Source organism: Bartonella clarridgeiae ATCC 51734, from assembly GCF_000518185.1.
Classification (GTDB): domain Bacteria; phylum Pseudomonadota; class Alphaproteobacteria; order Rhizobiales; family Rhizobiaceae; genus Bartonella; species Bartonella clarridgeiae.
On record NZ_JADC01000001.1, the window covers coordinates 1 to 18094 of the forward strand.

Consider the following 18094-nt stretch of genomic DNA (forward strand, 5'->3'; position numbering starts at 1 on the left):
AAATACTCAATAAATAAAACTATAAACTCTGATAGCCTCCATACGCTAAACCCTACAGAAAAAAATCTTAAAACTTCATAAAAATAGGTCAAAAAGAAGAGAAGATCATATGGTAAAAGTAGTGCAAATACGGAAAACAGAATTGTTTATTTGAGTCTATTCACCCGTCTGCAAAGACTATCCGTTCGATAGAATAAAAAATCCTTATACTATGTTTTAATCACGGTTTAATTTTTCGATTTTTTTAGACATGTAAGCAGACAAAAAACTATAGGATTGTATTTATTCTATACCAAATAATTTCATGCTCGATAATATGCATACAAAGAATATCAGTGGGAAAAACCATTCTCTTTAGATATATTTAATCTTGATTAGGTTTATTCTAAAGTGAAAATCTGTAACTTATGATCTCGAAGGTTGAGCCATAAGCTTCAAATGGTTGAACGTGTAAAGCAAACACGACGATTTTTGCATGGGATTATAAGGAGGGAATATAAATATTCCATTATTATTAGTTTACTATACGGACTATTTCAATTCCAATGATGTATCTTCAGGTTATTTCTTCCAACCTATGAGTTAACACCAGCATGCCACGCACGTTCATTTTCATCAACTAGATTAAAAATACGCATATCTTTAAATCCCGCAACTAGATTAAAAATATGGATATCTTTCCCCACTTCAATATACGTCTTCTCCACAGGATCAGGAACAAGTCTGAATTTGCTTGTGAATATCGAATAACGATTATTTCTGTTGGTGATAAAATTCTTTTAGGATAATTATCCATCTTCGTTTGCAATTAAAGTATTGTGTTCATATTGCTTAAATTTGGCAATATAGGAATACTCTCTTCTTTCGGAAGTTATGGGACTAACGTTTGCACTTATATCTCGTTCTCGATAGAGCGATTAGAAGGGGAAAAATTGTTGCAACTTTTAGTTTTTGTAGAAGGTGAATTAGAAAAGTTTTCAGGACAATGATTTCAAAAGAGTAAAAAAGGTGTTTGTTCTCGAATGTGTATTGGTTTTTCAAGTTTCTTTGATGACATGTTTGACGAAATAATTTATGTCATTAAATTGACGATATAGGTGATATTTGGGGTGCATGTGCATAACCTCAATTATATGTTGCGATAAGATAGACACAATAATTTGTAAATACAAATTGCTACTAGAGAAAACAATGGCTATGAAACAAGAGAAAACAAAAGCCCGTTTACCCCGTGGTTTTATTGATCACACGAGCGCGCAATTATATGGCATTGAAACAATGATTGCTCAAATTCGTGAGGTTTATGAGCTTTATGGTTTTGAAGCACTGGAAACACCAATTTTTGAATATACGGATGCTCTTGGTAAATTTTTACCTGATTCAGATCGCCCAAATACAGGTGTTTTTTCTTTGCAAGATGATGATGAGCAGTGGATGTCTTTACGCTATGATTTGACAGCTCCACTAGCTCGTTATTTTTCTGAGAATTTTGAAACTTTGCCTAAACCCTATCGGAGCTATCGTTGTGGGTTTGTTTTTCGGAATGAAAAGCCGGGACCAGGGCGTTTTCGACAATTTATGCAATTTGATGCTGATATTGTTGGAGCATCAACGGTGTTGGCTGATGCGGAAATCTGCATGATGGCAGCGGATAGTTTAGAAAAATTAGGCATTCAGCAACAAGATTATGTTATTCGTCTGAATAATCGGAAGATTTTAGATGGCGTTTTGGAGCTGATTGGTCTAGGCGGAAAAGAACAGGAGGGAAAACGCTTAACTGTTTTAAGAGCTATTGATAAGCTAGATAAATTTGGTCCAGAAGGGGTCCGCTTGCTTTTGGGACAGGGGCGTTTGGATGAAAGTGGTGATTTTACCAAAGGAGCAGGACTGAAGGAAAAGGAAATTGAGAATGTTCTTGCTTTGATGACTATCGGTGGTGAAACAGCTGAGGAAACAATTGATAATCTGAAAAAGATGGTTAGGTCTAGTGTTCAAGGGTTTGAAGGGGTCTGTGAACTTGAAGAAATGCAAGCGATTTTTGCTGAAAATGGCTATCAGCAACGCGTCAAAATTGATCCATCGGTTGTGCGAGGATTGGAATATTATACGGGATCTGTTTTCGAAGCTGAACTGCTTTTTGATATTTTTAATGATAATGGGCAAAAAGTCGTGTTTGGATCTGTTGGTGGAGGGGGACGTTACGATGGGCTGGTTGCCCGTTTTCGTGGGGAAAATGTTCCAGCAACGGGTTTTTCTATTGGTGTTTCGCGTTTGATATCCGCTTTGCACAATCTTGGCAAACTTCCTATCAAGGAAACGATAGGTCCCGTTGTGGTTCTAGTGATGGATAAAGAACCAGAAGCTCTTATGCGTTATCAAAAAATGGTGATGCGTTTGCGCCAAGCTGGTATTCGGTCTGAATTATATTTAGGTGCATCAGGGATTAAGGCACAGATGAAATATGCTGATCGCCGTCATGCTCCTTGCGTGGTTATTCAGGGAACACAAGAGCGCCAAGAGGGAAAGATCCAGATCAAAGATTTGGTTGAAGGAGCGCGTTTATCCTATGAAATTAAAGATAATCAAACATGGCGTGAAAGCCGCCCAGCACAAGTAATCGTTGATGAAGACCAATTGGTTCAAACGGTTGAAAATATTCTTATCACCCAAAAATCACAGCATCTTTAGGAACTCAAAAATCTTAAAAACTCCCTCCCTTTTTTAGGTACAAAAGAAATGATTTTTGTATCAAAATAAGGGAAAAGAGAAAGAATCAGATGGAAAAAATGACTGCTGCAATTACTTTTGTAGAGCCTTTAAAATATTTTGCGGTGAGGAGACTTCATAAGGATCTGTGGCACAATTATCTGATAGGCCTGCCTCTTCAAACCATTGTTCAATAACCCCATCCTGAATCACAGCAGCGTAACGCCATGACCGCATGCCAAAACCGATATTATCTTTGGCAACCAACATGCCCATTCTACGTGTAAATTCACCTGAGCCATCGGGAATGAGTTTCACATTTTTAATGCCTTGATTTTTTCCCCATGCATTCATAACAAAAGCATCATTGACGGCAATGCAATAAATTTCATCAATACCGACTTTTTTAAATTCGTCATAGAGTTTTTCAAAATCAGGAAGCTGAAAAGTTGAGCAAGTAGGTGTAAAGGCTCCGGGCAAAGAAAAAAGAATAACTCGTTTCCCTTTGAAATAAGTGTCGCTGTTGACATCTTGCCACCGGTAAGGATTATCTCCACCGACTGATGATTCATCACGAACACGTGTGTGGAAAGTGACATTAGGGACTTTTTTTGTAAACATGATTGCACTCCTGTGCTTTTATAGGAAGAATATTTTCAAAAATTTTTAAGTTTTGTTTTATGTTAAGGATGTTCTTTAATTTGCAGGTATTTCGTGCTTGCGTCAAGAGGCATTAATCATCAATTTTAGGGAAGTGTTTATGCTCAAATCAAATGACAATGGGTTGCAGGCATTATTATGACGGTGAACATTATTTCAACAAGAGCTTTTAAAGATCAAAAGCTTGGGACATCTGGTTTACGCAAAAGGGTATCGATTTTTCAACAACCTCATTATGTTGAAAATTTTATTCAGTCTATTTTTAATACTGTGGAACCTCTTGAGGGAAAATTACTCATTTTGGGAGGAGATGGACGCTATTTTAACCGTACCCTTATTCAGATCATCCTGAAAATGGCCGCTGCCAATGGTGTTGGATATATTAAAGTCGGTAAAGGGGGGATTTTATCCACACCCGCTGTTTCTCATCTTATTCGCAAGTATCATGCTCATGGTGGCATTATTCTCTCGGCAAGCCATAATCCTGGGGGGATACAGGGTGATTGCGGGATAAAATACAATATTTCTCAGGGAGGACCAGCACCTACTTCTTTGTGTGATGCCATTTTTGCTGCATCGCAACATTTGTCTTTTTATAAAATTGTTGATGCCCCAGAGATCGATTTAGAAAGGCAAGGAACAACATTTATCGGATCTATGCAGGTCGATATTATTGATCCTGTTGCCGATTATAGTGCGCTGATGCAAGAAATTTTTGATTTTGAGTGTATTGCCCAAGCGGTTTCTGAGGGTTTAACCTTCCGCTTTGATGCAATGCATGCTGTGACGGGTCCTTATGCGCAAGAAATTTTTGAAAAATGCTTAGGCTTTCCTGAAGGGACGGTAGTCCATGGCGTGCCTTTACCCGATTTTGGTGGCAGACATCCGGATCCGAATTTGGTTCACGCTAAAGATTTGTATGATTTATTAATGTCTGAGCAAGGACCTGATCTGGGAGCTGCTTCTGATGGCGATGGGGATCGTAATCTCATTATTGGTCGTCAACAATTTATCACTCCTTCTGATTCTCTTGCGATCATGGCTGATCATGCATCTTTAATCAAAGGATATCAACAAGGCATTGTGGGGATTGCGCGCTCTATGCCTACTGGGCGTGCTGTCGATCGCGTTGCAGAAAAAAAAGGATTAAATTTATTTGAAACCCCAACGGGATGGAAATTTTTCGGAACACTTTTAGATGCTGGAAAAGCAACCTTGTGTGGGGAGGAAAGCTTTGGTACAGGGTCGGATCATATACGGGAAAAAGATGGATTATGGGCTGTTTTATTCTGGCTGAATCTTCTAGCCGTTACGAAAAAAACCGTTACACAAATTGCTCAACAGCATTGGCGCACCTACGGACGCTTTTATTTTTCACGGTATGATTATGAAGAGGTAGAGCCCCAGAAAGCTTCTGCAATGATGGAACAATTATCCGCATGCTTACCAGAACCAGGAACAAAAGTGGCTGGATTAACGGTTGAGAAAGCCGATGATTTTGTTTATCATGATCCTGTTGATCATAGCGTGAGTACACGGCAAGGAGTGCGTATTTTTTTTGAAAGTGGGGCGCGTTTAGTAGTTCGTCTTTCTGGGACGGGAACAACAGGGGCTCTTGTGCGACTTTATCTTGAACAATATGAGAGTGATCCCTGTAAGCACAATCAAGACACACAACAAACCCTTCAACCTTTAAAGCGAGCAGCTTTTGAGGTGCTAAAAATCAAACATCATTTAGGGCGTGAACAGCCTGATATTATTACATAAATGCTTTTTTCTTCGAGGATAATTCTTCTATTATTGGGAATGAATCATCTTTTTTGGATCAACAAGTTGGTCGTAATCAGCTGCAGAAACACCTGCTTTTAAAGCTTCTTCACGGAGACTTGTTCCATTTTTATAGGCTGTTTTAGCAATTTCAGCAGCTTTTTCATATCCAATTTTTGGGGCAAGAGCGGTAACCAACATGAGGGAACGTTTCATCAAAGCATGAATATGTTCTCTATTTGCTTGTAATCCTTGGATGCAATATGTATCAAAAGAGTGCATACAATCCCCTAAAAGATTGAGTGATTGCAACACATTATACCCAATGACAGGCTTATAGGTGTTGAGTTCAAAATGCCCTTGGCTGGCGGCAAATGTGATGCTGCTGTGGTTGCCAAATACTTGGCAGGCGACCATGGTCAGAGCCTCACATTGTGTAGGATTAACCTTTCCTGGCATGATAGAAGAACCCGGTTCATTTTCCGGAAGATTTAATTCACCAAGTCCTGAACGCGGGCCTGATCCTAAAAAACGAATGTCATTGGCAATTTTGAAAAGGTCAGCTGCTAAGGCATTGAGGCTACCATGAAAATGTGTAAGAGCCCCATGGTGTGCGAGCGCTTCAAATTTATTCTGGGCGGTTTTGAAAGCGACCCCTGTGAGTGCGCTAATTGTTTTGGCAAATGCTTCATCAAAACCAGATGGGGCATTAAGACCTGTTCCGACGGCAGTGCCTCCTTGAGCAAGCATTTGAACATCGGTGAGCGCTATTTCAATTCGTATGCGGTTGGCTTCTAGAGCGGTGCGATAACCTGAAAATTCTTGTCCTAATGTAAGAGGTGTGGCATCTTGAGTGTGGGTACGCCCAATTTTGATGATATCGGCAAATTCTTCTTCTTTTTTCTTTAGGCTCGCAATAAGGGCATCAAGAGCCGGCAATAGATGTTGGCGTGTTTGCAATGTGGTAGCAATATGCAAGGCTGTAGGGAAGGAATCGTTTGAGGATTGGCTCATATTCACGTGATCATTCGGGTGAACAGGTGTTTTGCTTCCAAGAGTTCCTCCCAAAAGCACGTTGGCATGGTTAGCAATGACTTCATTGACATTCATGTTGCTTTGTGTGCCAGAACCTGTTTGCCAAACAGAAAGGGGGAAATGGTCATCAAACTTTCCTGCAAGCACTGCATCGGCGGCGGTAACAATCGTTTGCCCGATATTTTGCGGAAGCTTTCCTTTTTCCATATTAACTAGGGCCGCAGCTTTTTTAATAAGACTTAAGGCATAAATAAGAGTCAATGGTTGTTTTTCTATACCTATGTTAAAATGATGAAGAGAGCGTTCAGTTTGTGCTCCCCAATAATGATCATTGCGTACTTCAATTGTTCCAAAGCTATCGGTTTCTTGACGTGTTTTAAGCATGACGATTCCTATAATTCATTTAAATTTTTCATATTATAAATTAATTAAATTAATTAAAGAAAAATAAGTGCTAAAATTTTCCACAATGGAAAAAGTAAGACAAGGTACAGGTTAATTTTATTCAGAACCCTTGACATCGTGTAAAAGCATTTTTATATTTGCCTTATTGTTAGCACTCACCATAAGAGAGTGCTAACAGGAACTTAAGATTAATTTAGTTATATTAAGTTTTAAGGATATAAAACATGGCTAACATAAAATTCCGCCCACTCCACGACCGCGTCGTCGTTCGTCGGGTTGAATCTGAAAATAAAACAGCTGGTGGGATTATCATCCCTGATACAGCAAAGGAAAAACCTCAAGAGGGTGAAATTATTGCGGTTGGAAATGGTGTTCTCGACGATAATGGAAAGCGCATCCCTCTAGAAGTGAAGGCAGGAGACCGCATCTTGTTTGGGAAATGGTCTGGAACTGAAGTCAAGATTAATGGTGAAGATCTCTTAATCATGAAAGAGTCTGATATTATGGGAATTTTGGGTTAATAATCCAGTTTCTCAATTATTTTGTTTAATTATTTAAGACAACTCCAAGGAGAAATTAAATGGCTGCTAAAGAAGTCAAATTTGGCCGTGAAGCGCGTGAGCGCTTATTGCGCGGTGTTGATATCCTTGCTAATGCTGTTAAGGTAACACTTGGCCCAAAAGGTCGCAATGTGGTAATTGATAAATCATTTGGTGCACCTCGTATCACAAAAGATGGTGTATCCGTTGCAAAAGAAATTGAACTGGAAGATAAGTTCGAAAATATGGGCGCACAAATGTTGCGCGAAGTGGCTTCAAAAACCAATGATATTGCAGGTGATGGAACAACAACAGCTACTGTTTTAGGGCAAGCGATTGTGCAAGAAGGTGTAAAAGCTGTTGCTGCTGGGATGAACCCAATGGATCTCAAGCGTGGGATTGATGCTGCTGTTGAAGAAGTCGTTGAAAATCTTTTCAAGAAAGCGAAAAAAATCCAAACTTCAGCAGAAATTGCGCAAGTTGGAACTATTTCTGCAAATGGTGCTTCTGAAATTGGAAAAATGATTGCTGATGCTATGGAAAAAGTAGGCAATGAAGGCGTCATCACCGTTGAAGAAGCAAAAACAGCTGAAACTGAGTTAGAAGTTGTTGAAGGTATGCAGTTTGACCGTGGTTATTTGTCTCCTTATTTTGTGACAAATGCTGAAAAAATGGTCACAGATCTTGATGACCCTTATATCCTTATTCACGAAAAGAAGTTATCTAATTTGCAATCCTTGCTTCCTGTGCTTGAAGCTGTTGTGCAATCTGGTAAACCTCTTCTTATTATTGCAGAAGACGTAGAAGGTGAAGCTTTGGCAACCCTCGTGGTCAACAAACTCCGTGGTGGTTTGAAAATTGCTGCTGTTAAAGCTCCAGGATTTGGTGATCGTCGTAAAGCGATGTTAGAAGATATTGCGATCTTGACAGCGGGTCAGGTTATTTCTGAAGATGTGGGCATTAAACTTGAAAATGTCACCTTAGATATGCTTGGACGTGCGAAGAAAGTTAACATCTCTAAAGAAAACACAACCATTATTGATGGTGCTGGACATAAGGCTGAAATTACTGCACGTGTTAGCCAGATTAAGGCACAGATTGAAGAAACAACTTCTGACTATGATCGTGAAAAACTGCAAGAAAGACTTGCGAAACTTGCTGGTGGTGTTGCCGTTATTCGTGTTGGTGGTGCGACAGAAGTTGAAGTGAAAGAAAAGAAAGATCGTGTTGATGATGCCTTAAATGCAACACGAGCAGCTGTAGAAGAAGGTATTGTTGCTGGTGGTGGAACTGCACTCTTGCGTGCTGCGAATGCTTTGACTATCAAAGGGAAAAACCCTGACCAAGAGGCTGGTATTCACATTGTACGCCGTGCTTTGCAAGCGCCAGCGCGTCAAATCGCGACCAATGCAGGTGAAGAAGCAGCAATTATTGTTGGTAAGGTGCTTGAAAACAGTTCAGATACATTTGGTTACAACACTGCAACAGGACAATTTGGTGACTTGATTGCTTTGGGAATTGTTGACCCAGTAAAAGTTGTTCGCTCTGCTTTACAGAATGCTGCATCAATTGCAAGTCTTCTCATTACAACAGAAGCAATGGTTGCTGAACTTCCAAAGAAAGAAACACCAATGCCTCCGATGGGTGGTGGCGGAATGGGCGGAATGGGCGGAATGGATTTCTAAGTCGCTTGAGCCAAAGCTAAAAGAAAAACGGGCCATTAGGCCCGTTTTTCTTATTATTATCAAATCAACTAACAAATTTTTGTTTTAACAATGAAGTATATCTTGTATTCAATAGCTCTTTTTCTTGAATAAAGGTGGGATGTATGACTCAACTGCCTCAGTGTCCTCAGTGTGATGGTCTTTATACTTATGAAGAGAATGGCAATTTTATTTGTCCTGAATGTACGCATGAGTGGCCTCAAAAAAATGATGAAGAGTCTCCTGTCTTTTTTGAAGTTTATGATGCTAATGGTAAGCTTTTAGCGAATGGTGATAGCGTCATGGTAATTAAAGATCTTAAAGTTAAGGGTTCTTCATTTGTTTTGAAAAGTGGCACCAAAGTTAAGAATATCCGTTTGGTAGACGGAAATCATAATATTGATTGTAAAATACCTGAAATTGGTCAAATGGCTTTAAAATCGGAATTTGTAAAAAAAGTTTAATACAACAAAATTATCATTCTAAAATACAAATTTCTCTTTCAAGACCAAAACAGGAAAAAAGAAAGAGGAAAAATTGTCAAAATACTCATTTTTACTCTGCAAGAAATTATAAAATTCTCACTTGCCATTTTTATATAGAGAGAAAATACTTCTCTCTATATATACTCCATAAGCATTTTTATATACTCCATAAGTATTTTTGAAAAAAAAACGTGTTATTAACATCAAAAGTTTATGATGAGTAAAAAAACAGAGCGCAATATAAAATATCATTGTATTTTGGTTCTTCTTTATTAAAAATTTCAATCATTATTGAAGAATAACATGAATGCCGCATAAGGAACGAAATATCCTCTACTGAGCTTATAGAATAGTGAGGTTATTACTGCTGTACTTGACTTGATAGCTTGTAGTCCGTTTTCTCTCTTTTGTATTTATAGTATAAGATGTAACTGTTCCAAATTGAGTATAAAATATTCATTTAATGGTTTTTGTTTTAGAAAAATATAAGTAGATGATTATGTGAGAATTATACTATTTATAAATTTGGAACTAAGTGTTGAAACAAAATATAAGGAAGAGTTTATGAGCGCATCAGCAACTAGTGTTGAAACAAACAGCGGGAATATTGCATTAAATTTTCCAATTCCTGAAAATGTGTTTGCGCTTACTGTTCAAGAGGTTTTTCATTATACAGATCATTTATTTAAATTTCGCCTTAATCGTCCGGAAAGTTTTCGTTTTCGTTCGGGTGAATTTGTTATGATTGGTTTGCCGAATGTAGAAAAGCCAATTTATCGTGCTTATTCGATTGCAAGCCCATATTGGGATGAACAGCTTGAGTTTTTTTCGATCAAAGTGCCAGGGGGACCATTAACAGAACATCTCCAAAAAATTAAAATTGGCGATACAGTTTTAATGCGTAAAAAGTCAACTGGAACTTTAGTTCTTGATGCTCTTATTCCTGGAAAGCGTCTTTATCTTCTTTCAACAGGGACGGGTGTCGCTCCTTTTGCAAGTCTTATTCGTGATCCTGAAACATATGAAAAATTTTCCCAGGTGGTGCTTATTCAAACGACGCGTGAGTGCAATGATCTTACATATGCAAAAGATCTGGTTACTTCCTTACAGCAGGATCCATTAATTGGTGAATATATAAAACAGTTGCGATTTTATCCTATGACTACTCGTGAACCTTCAGAATATATGGGGCGCATTACCACTGTTATGGAAAGCGGTGCTTTTTTTGAAATGACTGGTTTGCCGAAAATTAATCCTACTGAAGACCGTGTCATGATTTGTGGTTCGATGGCAATGCTGAAGGATTGTGCCAAGATGTGTGAGACTTTTGGCCTTGTTGAAGGAGCCAATAATGCACCAGCGACTTATGTTGTGGAACGTGCTTTTGTGGGATAAGAGAGCAACCTATGTTACATGGAAGCTACTCATTAGTCTTTAAATTTTTTCACTCTAATTTATTTTAGGAATGATCTCGATAAACTTAAACTCCCTTGTAGACTCCCTTCGTTAGGTGATTACAAAAACATTGTATGTGACTTTCTGTAAGAACAATTAGATTTGAACAAAGGGCAAATTTGGGGCTTGAAGAAAAATAAATTCAACAGCAATTTCGGCTAAAAATTAAGGTATGCATAATTTTAGTGTTCTACTTTTTTGATATGATCATATGCATAGAGAGAAATTATTGTCTTTTGTGTAATCATAATTAAGTAAGGGGTGATGATGCATTGTGATAGTATTCAATTATCCTTTGAGAATGGTACTCTTTTTCCATAATTTTTATAAGAAAGTAATCTGCGTGTTAAGTAAATAACAGAACAATATACAAGAAGAGAACGAATAGCTCTTGAAATTAAATAAAACCAGCGTTATGTCGGTATCATGGAAAAGAAATTTAAAGTTGCTGCTCTTTATTGCTTTGCGGATTTGAAGCATTATAGTCAATTGCAAAGGCCTTTGCTGAATTTATGTCAGACAAATGGTATTAAGGGAACTCTTCTTTTAGCAAAAGAGGGAATCAATGGCACTGTTGCTGGTTCTTGCAGTGCAATTGAAAAGTTAATAGATTTTATCACAGCAGAGCCTACATTTCAAATGCCTGAGATTAAATATTCATGGGCTTCAAAAATGCCCTTTCGTCGTTTGAAGGTGCGGCTAAAAAAAGAAATTGTGACAATGGGGGTTGAAGATGTTAATCCATTAAAAGTTGTTGGGACTTATGTAGCGCCTGAAGATTGGAATGCTCTTATCCAAGATGAAGAAACACTTTTAATCGATACACGCAATGATTATGAATATGCGCTTGGGAGTTTTCAAGGAGCAATTGATCCTTGCATTAAAACATTTCGTGAATTTCCCGAGTGGGTTATGAAGCATGAAGGTGATTTGAAAAAGAAAAAGAAAATTGCTATGTTTTGTACAGGAGGCATTCGGTGTGAAAAATCAACGGCTTATGTTCGTAGTCTTGGTTATGATCAAGTTTATCACTTAAAAGGTGGTATTCTCAAATATTTGGAAATTATCCCAAAAGAAAAAAGTTTGTGGCAAGGTGAGTGCTTCGTTTTTGATGAGCGCGTTTCTGTTGGGCATGGTCTCGAAGAATGTGGACGCGAATTGTGTTGCGGCTGTCGTTCCCCTCTTAATGCTGAAGATAAGTTATCTCCTCATTATGAAGAGGGAGTATCTTGTAATGCTTGTTATAATATACGGGATGAAAGTGATAAACAGCGCTTTCGGGAACGTCATAGACAATTTCAGTTACTAAAATTGCGTGCTACTCTGTCTTGTTGTGAACAATAAAAAAACTTCTTTTTATTTGGAATAAAGTTTTTAAAAGAAGAATATTTTGAGATTCAGCAATATCCAATTTATAACGAAATATATAGAAAATGAGAGCATAAGCTTTCCTTTGTATTTGTATTATATATTGCTTTTTTACATCATTTTTTGATTAAAAGTTAAAAAAGTTTTAAAATTAAAAAAAATGATTGCAATGAATAAAAATTGGCTTTATACGTTATATTGCCCAAAGTCGCACGTGCCTGTGGGTGTCCGCTGGTTCTCAAATGGTGAGATTAACCGGTACGGTACCTGGAACTAACCGCTCCAGTCATTCTTACGGCCAATCGAAAGAATGAGGACATCTTGAAGCAACGACGGTGCGGGCCTTTCTGGTGTCTTCCAGCTGTCCAAATGCTGGGATAACTATAGAGGCACACCTCATTGCCTTCAGTGCGGAAGTGGTTTCTCAACTCCAATCAAAAAGGCAGACAACGTAAGGCAACGCGGTTTTCGCGCTGTTTTTTCTTGGCATGCAATGCTGGTTCTTCCTGGTTACTTTTCAATCAGGTTGAAGAGAGTGCTTGTGTGTTTTTGTTTTTTGCTGCTAGCAGCGTTTTCGCTGCTTATTGGCGTAGAGTAGGGACATTTTGTTCCTGGGGAGAAATGCAAATGGCAACGCAACGTATTCGCGATTTCCTTGCAACACATCGTTCTGAGGGTCCATGTTTGGTCGTTGATCTTGATGTTGTTCATGAGAATTATTTAAATTTTAAAAAAGCTCTTCCACAATCACGTATTTTCTATGCGATCAAAGCGAATCCAGCACCTGAGATTTTGCGCTTGCTTGTTTCTTTAGGATCATCTTTTGATGCTGCTTCTATAGCAGAAATTGAAATGGCTTTAAAAGCAGGTGCGACAGCAGATCGTATTTCTTTTGGTAATACCATTAAGAAAGAACGTGATATTGCACGTGCACATGCACTTGGCGTTTCGCTTTACGCAGTCGATTGTCTTGAAGAAGTAGAAAAAGTTGCTTGTGCTGCACCGGGAGCTCGTGTTTTTTGCCGAGTTCTTACCGACGGAGAAGGAGCAGAGTGGCCGTTATCGCAAAAATTTGGCTGTGTTCCTTTTATGGCTGTTGATGTATTACGTCATGCACATCAATTAGGCTTGCAGGCGTATGGTGTTTCCTTTCATGTGGGTTCTCAACAGACAGATCTAAATGCATGGGATCGTGCTTTATCGGATACAGCTTTTGTTTTTAAATCTTTGGAACAAGAAGGAATCCAGCTGAAATTAGTGAATATGGGGGGTGGTTTTCCAACACGTTATTTGAAGGATATTCCTACAGTACAAACTTATGGTATGGCTATTTTTGATTCATTGAAAAAATATTTTGGTAATCGTATTCCTGAAACAATCATCGAGCCAGGACGTGCGATGGTAGGCAATGCCGGCGTTATTCGCACAGAAGTTGTTCTTATCTCTAAAAAAGCAAAGGATGATAATATTCGTTGGGTTTATCTTGATGTGGGGAAATTTAATGGTCTCACTGAAACTATGGATGAAGCCATTCGCTATCCTATTGAAACAGCTTATGATGATAAAGCAATGGAGCCTTGTATTTTAGCTGGACCTACATGCGATTCGGCGGATGTTATGTATGAAAAAACGCCTTATTTACTTCCTCTTTCTCTCACAATAGGTGATGAGTTATTGATTCATGGAACGGGTGCTTATACAACAACTTACGCCTCTGTTGCATTTAATGGTTTTGAGCCTTTACGGTCGTATGTCATTTGAAGTTTTTTTATATATAGGGTGTATCTTTATTTTTTACCTAATGGGGTGGTTAAGAGGCGGTTTAATGGGTGACAGAGATGACAAAGATTCATTTTCAAGCAAAAAATGGTGCATTCTTTACGCTTATGTCTGAGCAAGAAGCTGATAGGTTTCATCGGGAGAAACTTCTTGATTTAGTGATGGGAAAGGAACGTAAGCGTAAATCATCAGAAATTTTACGTCGTGGTCGGTTTCCAGCTTATGGGCTTTCTTTTGTTATTAAAAATTTTCTCGATGAGCTTGTAGGAAGTGTGCGTCTTTGGAATGTTACTTTCCATAAAGGACAAAATGAAACTCAAGGTGCTTTGCTTTTAGGGCCTTTAGCTGTTTCAGCTGAATGTTCTGGTATAGGAATCGGATCAGTTTTAATGCAGCATGCAATTGAAACAGCAAAAAAATTAGGCCATGGTGCTATTTTTCTGGTGGGAGATTCTCAATTTTATCAGCGTTTTGGTTTTTCAAGTCATTTAACAAAAAATTTCGCTATGCCCGGATCTTATGAAAAACACCATTTTCAAGCACTGGAATTGATTCCTCAATATCTTATTTCATGTCATGGTATTTTAGTTTCAAGCGGAGACTTACAGGATGTAAGTTGTAATCAGCATTATAAAGTAACTTAATATTTTAGAGCGTTAAAAAATTATTTCCTCAATAGGCTAGTTCATCGATACCTTAGTGATTAGCAAATAATTACACCTCTTTTGTTGATACCTCAGTACTATAAATACTCCTTTGTTGTTTATCATATAAAGTTAATGACTTGGAGGAATATCCGCGGATGGTGGTATTTTTTTAAAGAAAACGGTTAAGAAGATTAAAATGCTAAAAAGAATAGTCATCATAAAGAAAATATCGCTAAAAGCCATAACTGTTGCTTGTGTAAGAGCCATAGCAAAAAGTTGTGATAAAGCAAGAGCATGTGGATCAAACGTATAAGAATGGAAATACATGGTAAGTTTTGCAAGCATTTCAGTTGCTTGGATATTTCCTGGTTGAACGGTTTCGGTTATTCGTCCATAATGGAGATCAGAGCGGTGCATCATAAAAGTACCGATAAGAGCAAGTCCTACTGCACCACCAAGATTGCGTGTTAAATTAAAAAGCCCAGAGGCATTTTTCATTCGTTCTGGTGGTAATGACCCAAAGGCAATATTATTAATGGGAACCATACATAGCATGATAGAGGCTCCCCGAAAAATTTGAGGCCAAAAGAGCTCCCAAAAATCCCAGTTGTCGGTGACAGCAGTGGCTAGCCAGGTTCCCCATGCAAAGCTGGCTAATCCTATAGCAATCATAAGACGTGCATCAATACGTGCTGAAAGGAAGCCTGCTATAGGAGCAGTCAAAAACATAGCTAGACCTGAAATAAACAGTGTTTCTCCAATCATAAGAGCATCATAATGACGTATTTGACTTAAATAGACAGGATAAAGATAGGTAAGACCGTACAGTCCTATTCCAAGCATAAAGGAAAAAATTGCTGCAATCGAAAAATTTCGATTAGAAAAAGCTGTGAGATCAACAATTGGTTCTTTAGTCGTGAAAGCTCGCCAAAAGAATAAACTAGCTGCTAAGATCATAATAATGAAAAGGTTAAAGATCAGCGGATCCTTTAACCAATCATGACTTGCACCTTCTTCTAAAATATATTCTAAAGATCCTAAGAAAGTTGCCATGGAGATAAGACCCCACCAGTCAAATTTAGTTATTAGAGATGGTTCTGCTTTATCAAAATCAATTAATTTCCAAGTTAAAATTGAGATAATGATTCCAAAGGGTACATTGATAAGAAAGAGCCAATGCCATGATAAGACATGGCAAAGATATCCCCCCACTGTTGGACCAATCGTAGGTGCTAATGTTGCGACTAGACCAACAATGGGCGAAACAATTGGCTGTTTAGAGGGAGGAAAAAGCGTATAAGAAGCAACAAAAACACTGGGAATAATACCTCCACCAATAAAACCTTGAAGTGCACGGTAAAAGGTCATCTGCTCAATAGATGTTGCTGTAGCACAAAGAATGGATGCAATGGTGAAGCCAGCCGCTGACAAACTGAAAAAAACCCGTGTTGATAGCAAACGTCCTAAAAAACCAGAAAGAGGTAACATAATGACTTCAGCAATAAGGTAGGCAGTTTGAACCCATGTAATTTCATTAGCACTGGCTGATAAACCAGCTTGAATTTCGGCCAAAGATGAGGAAACAATTTGAATATCTAAAATAGCCATGAACATACCAAAAGTCATAGCAATGAAAACTATGACTTTACGTATTCCTATGTGTTCTTTAGAATCAGTAGATGCAGGATTTTTCATGGCAGGATCATTTAATCTTGTTGTACAAGATCTTTATCTTTTGTCTTTGGACGTGTGTCAATTGTTACGATAACACTCATTCCTGCTTTGATTCTTTCGCTTTTTAATATATGCTCAGGAATAGAAATACGAATTGGAATGCGTTGAGTAATTTTCGTGAAATTACCGGTAGCATTTTGTGGAGGCAAGAGAGAAAAAACAGCTCCTGTCGCAGGTGAAACAGAAAGTACTGTTCCTTCAAACACATCTTTTCTGAAGGCATCAACGGAGATATAAGCAGTTTGCCCACTCTGAATATTTTGTATTTGTGTTTCTTTATAGTTTGCTTCGATGTAAAGCTCATTGATGGGAACTAACGCTGCAAGACGTTGGCCATTAACGACAAAATCTCCTTTCTTTGCTGTTAAATTTCCGATAATTCCATCAAATGGAGCTCGGAGAATAGTTGAATCAAGATCACGCCTTGCTTTGTCACGTGTTAATTCAAGATTTTTTGTTTGACTTTCTATTTCATGCCGTTGTGCTTCTAATACTTGAATATTAGCACGCGCTGCGGCTATTTGTGCCTCTGTCCGCGTAACATTGGCAATAGCTTGTTCATAAGCTGATTTAGCATTGTCGACATTGGATTGGGAAACATAACGATCATTTTTAAGTTCTGTAATACGTTGCAAGGTGAGTTGTGTGTTAGTTGCTACAGCTGAAGCAGCGGCTTTTTGTGCTTGAGCATCATCTAAAGCACTGTGGGCTGCCACAATTTGCGCATCAATACGCATAAGGATTTTTTGTTGTGTGTCGAGATGGGTTTTTGTTTGATCCAAGTTGATTTGGTAATCACCACTTTCTAAACGAAAGAGAATATCACCTTTTTTTACTGCTTGATTGGCTTCAATAGAAACTTCTTCAATATATCCACTTAATTTGGGGGAAATAGCAGCGATGTCACCTTGTACATAAGCGTCGTCAGTTGTAAGCATATAACGCCAATGTGCCAGCCATTTATAACTAAACCAAAGTATAAAAAGTGCAAAAATAATAAGAAGAACATTAATTAGTTTTTTGTGTTTTATTTTTCTGAGATACGCGTTTGTTAGAAAAATTGATGTAGACATGGATTTATTACTTTCAGTTCAATATATAATAAATACAATAGATGCACCCAAACATCAAATAGCGATCATATTACGCACATAATAACAATAATAGAAGGAGAAGAGCTTTTCAGATAATACAAGAGTAGCACATGTATATTTGATATGAAAATTACACAAGTATAAAGATGTTATTTTATGGCACATTTTTTACAGGTACCTTTTATTTCGACAGTGCTTTTATGCGCTTGAAACCCAATTTTTTCTGCCACTTTCTTAATATCATATGCAATGGCTTGTTTTTGTATTTCATTCACTTGGCCACATTTGTCGCAAATGGTAAAAATCGTTAATTCATGGTGACAATTCTCTGGATGTGAACAAACCATAAAAGCATTTACACTTTCAAGGCGGTGTATGTGTTTTAATTGAACTAGTCCTTCTAATGCACGATAAACCTGTAAAGGAGCCCGGAACCCTTCTTCACGTAAACGATCCAGAATTGCATAAGCAGTTAAAGGTTTTTCCTCATTTTTTAAAACATTGAGCACTAATGCTTGGTTACGGGTAAGTTTAGATAACATTTACACCTTCCTTGTTAGCATGTAGTACAATATAAAATGTGTAAGGCATTTGTGCAATGATTATGATACTGACTCTTTGCTTATAATTTTTGATAAGATTGACTTTAGTTTTTTTTAAGAGTTTGGTTATATTTTATAAAATTCAAAAATTATGTTGACTCTTCAGTGATAAGAG

The 18094-nt window shown here is 37.9% G+C and carries 14 protein-coding genes; 9 read left to right on the forward strand and 5 right to left on the reverse strand.

Annotated features, from left to right (window positions below; translation table 11 throughout):
• Nucleotides 1–1191: 1191 nt before the first annotated feature.
• Nucleotides 1192–2688, forward strand: coding sequence for a histidine--tRNA ligase (hisS, locus tag T420_RS0100010; protein WP_013545450.1), 1497 nt, complete (start codon nt 1192–1194; stop codon nt 2686–2688).
• Between the two features lie 111 nt (nt 2689–2799).
• Here hisS and T420_RS0100015 read toward each other — a convergent pair whose 3' ends face one another.
• Nucleotides 2800–3327: a peroxiredoxin gene (locus T420_RS0100015; RefSeq protein WP_013545449.1), complete on the reverse strand. Its 528-nt coding sequence runs from the start codon at nt 3325–3327 to the stop codon at nt 2800–2802.
• 177 nt (nt 3328–3504) lie between these two features.
• Here T420_RS0100015 and T420_RS0100020 point away from each other — a divergent pair, with 177 nt between their 5' ends.
• The gene (locus T420_RS0100020) at nt 3505–5133 is read left to right on the forward strand and encodes an alpha-D-glucose phosphate-specific phosphoglucomutase (RefSeq protein WP_013545448.1); all 1629 of its coding nucleotides are present in this window, start codon (nt 3505–3507) and stop codon (nt 5131–5133) included.
• 30 nt (nt 5134–5163) lie between these two features.
• On the opposite strand, the gene fumC is transcribed toward T420_RS0100020, so the two are convergent.
• On the reverse strand, nt 5164–6552 hold the full coding sequence (fumC, locus tag T420_RS0100025; protein WP_013545447.1) for a class II fumarate hydratase: 1389 nt from the start codon (nt 6550–6552) through the stop codon (nt 5164–5166).
• 245 nt (nt 6553–6797) lie between these two features.
• Here fumC and groES point away from each other — a divergent pair, with 245 nt between their 5' ends.
• The 7 genes from groES to T420_RS0100060 all read left to right on the forward strand — a co-directional run bounded on the left by groES (nt 6798) and on the right by T420_RS0100060 (nt 14546).
• Nucleotides 6798–7094, forward strand: coding sequence for a co-chaperone GroES (gene groES, locus T420_RS0100030; RefSeq protein ID WP_013545446.1), 297 nt, complete (start codon nt 6798–6800; stop codon nt 7092–7094).
• 59 nt (nt 7095–7153) lie between these two features.
• Nucleotides 7154–8797: a chaperonin GroEL gene (gene groL / locus T420_RS0100035; protein WP_013545445.1), complete on the forward strand. Its 1644-nt coding sequence runs from the start codon at nt 7154–7156 to the stop codon at nt 8795–8797.
• 143 nt (nt 8798–8940) lie between these two features.
• Nucleotides 8941–9279, forward strand: coding sequence for a zinc ribbon domain-containing protein YjdM (locus T420_RS0100040; protein WP_013545444.1), 339 nt, complete (start codon nt 8941–8943; stop codon nt 9277–9279).
• 585 nt (nt 9280–9864) lie between these two features.
• A complete protein-coding gene (locus T420_RS0100045) occupies nt 9865–10695 on the forward strand; it encodes a ferredoxin--NADP reductase (RefSeq protein WP_013545443.1) in 831 nt (276 codons plus the stop codon).
• A gap of 486 nt (nt 10696–11181) precedes the next feature.
• The gene (trhO, locus tag T420_RS0100050) at nt 11182–12099 is read left to right on the forward strand and encodes an oxygen-dependent tRNA uridine(34) hydroxylase TrhO (protein ID WP_013545442.1); all 918 of its coding nucleotides are present in this window, start codon (nt 11182–11184) and stop codon (nt 12097–12099) included.
• Nucleotides 12100–12750: 651 nt separating this feature from the next.
• A complete protein-coding gene (locus T420_RS0100055) occupies nt 12751–13884 on the forward strand; it encodes a type III PLP-dependent enzyme (protein ID WP_026501024.1) in 1134 nt (377 codons plus the stop codon).
• A 77-nt stretch (nt 13885–13961) separates the two neighbouring features.
• Nucleotides 13962–14546, forward strand: coding sequence for a GNAT family N-acetyltransferase (locus T420_RS0100060; protein WP_026501025.1), 585 nt, complete (start codon nt 13962–13964; stop codon nt 14544–14546).
• A gap of 132 nt (nt 14547–14678) precedes the next feature.
• On the opposite strand, the gene T420_RS0100065 is transcribed toward T420_RS0100060, so the two are convergent.
• The 3 genes from T420_RS0100065 to T420_RS0100075 all read right to left on the reverse strand — a co-directional run bounded on the left by T420_RS0100065 (nt 14679) and on the right by T420_RS0100075 (nt 17919).
• Nucleotides 14679–16244 (reverse strand): DHA2 family efflux MFS transporter permease subunit, encoded by a 1566-nt coding sequence (locus T420_RS0100065; protein ID WP_013545439.1) that lies wholly within the window; start codon nt 16242–16244, stop codon nt 14679–14681.
• An 11-nt stretch (nt 16245–16255) separates the two neighbouring features.
• Nucleotides 16256–17356 carry an HlyD family secretion protein gene (locus tag T420_RS0100070; RefSeq protein WP_013545438.1) on the reverse strand — a complete coding sequence of 367 codons (1101 nt, stop codon included), beginning with the start codon at nt 17354–17356 and terminating at the stop codon, nt 16256–16258.
• Nucleotides 17357–17526: 170 nt separating this feature from the next.
• Nucleotides 17527–17919 carry a Fur family transcriptional regulator gene (locus tag T420_RS0100075; RefSeq protein WP_013545437.1) on the reverse strand — a complete coding sequence of 131 codons (393 nt, stop codon included), beginning with the start codon at nt 17917–17919 and terminating at the stop codon, nt 17527–17529.
• Nucleotides 17920–18094: the final 175 nt, after the last annotated feature.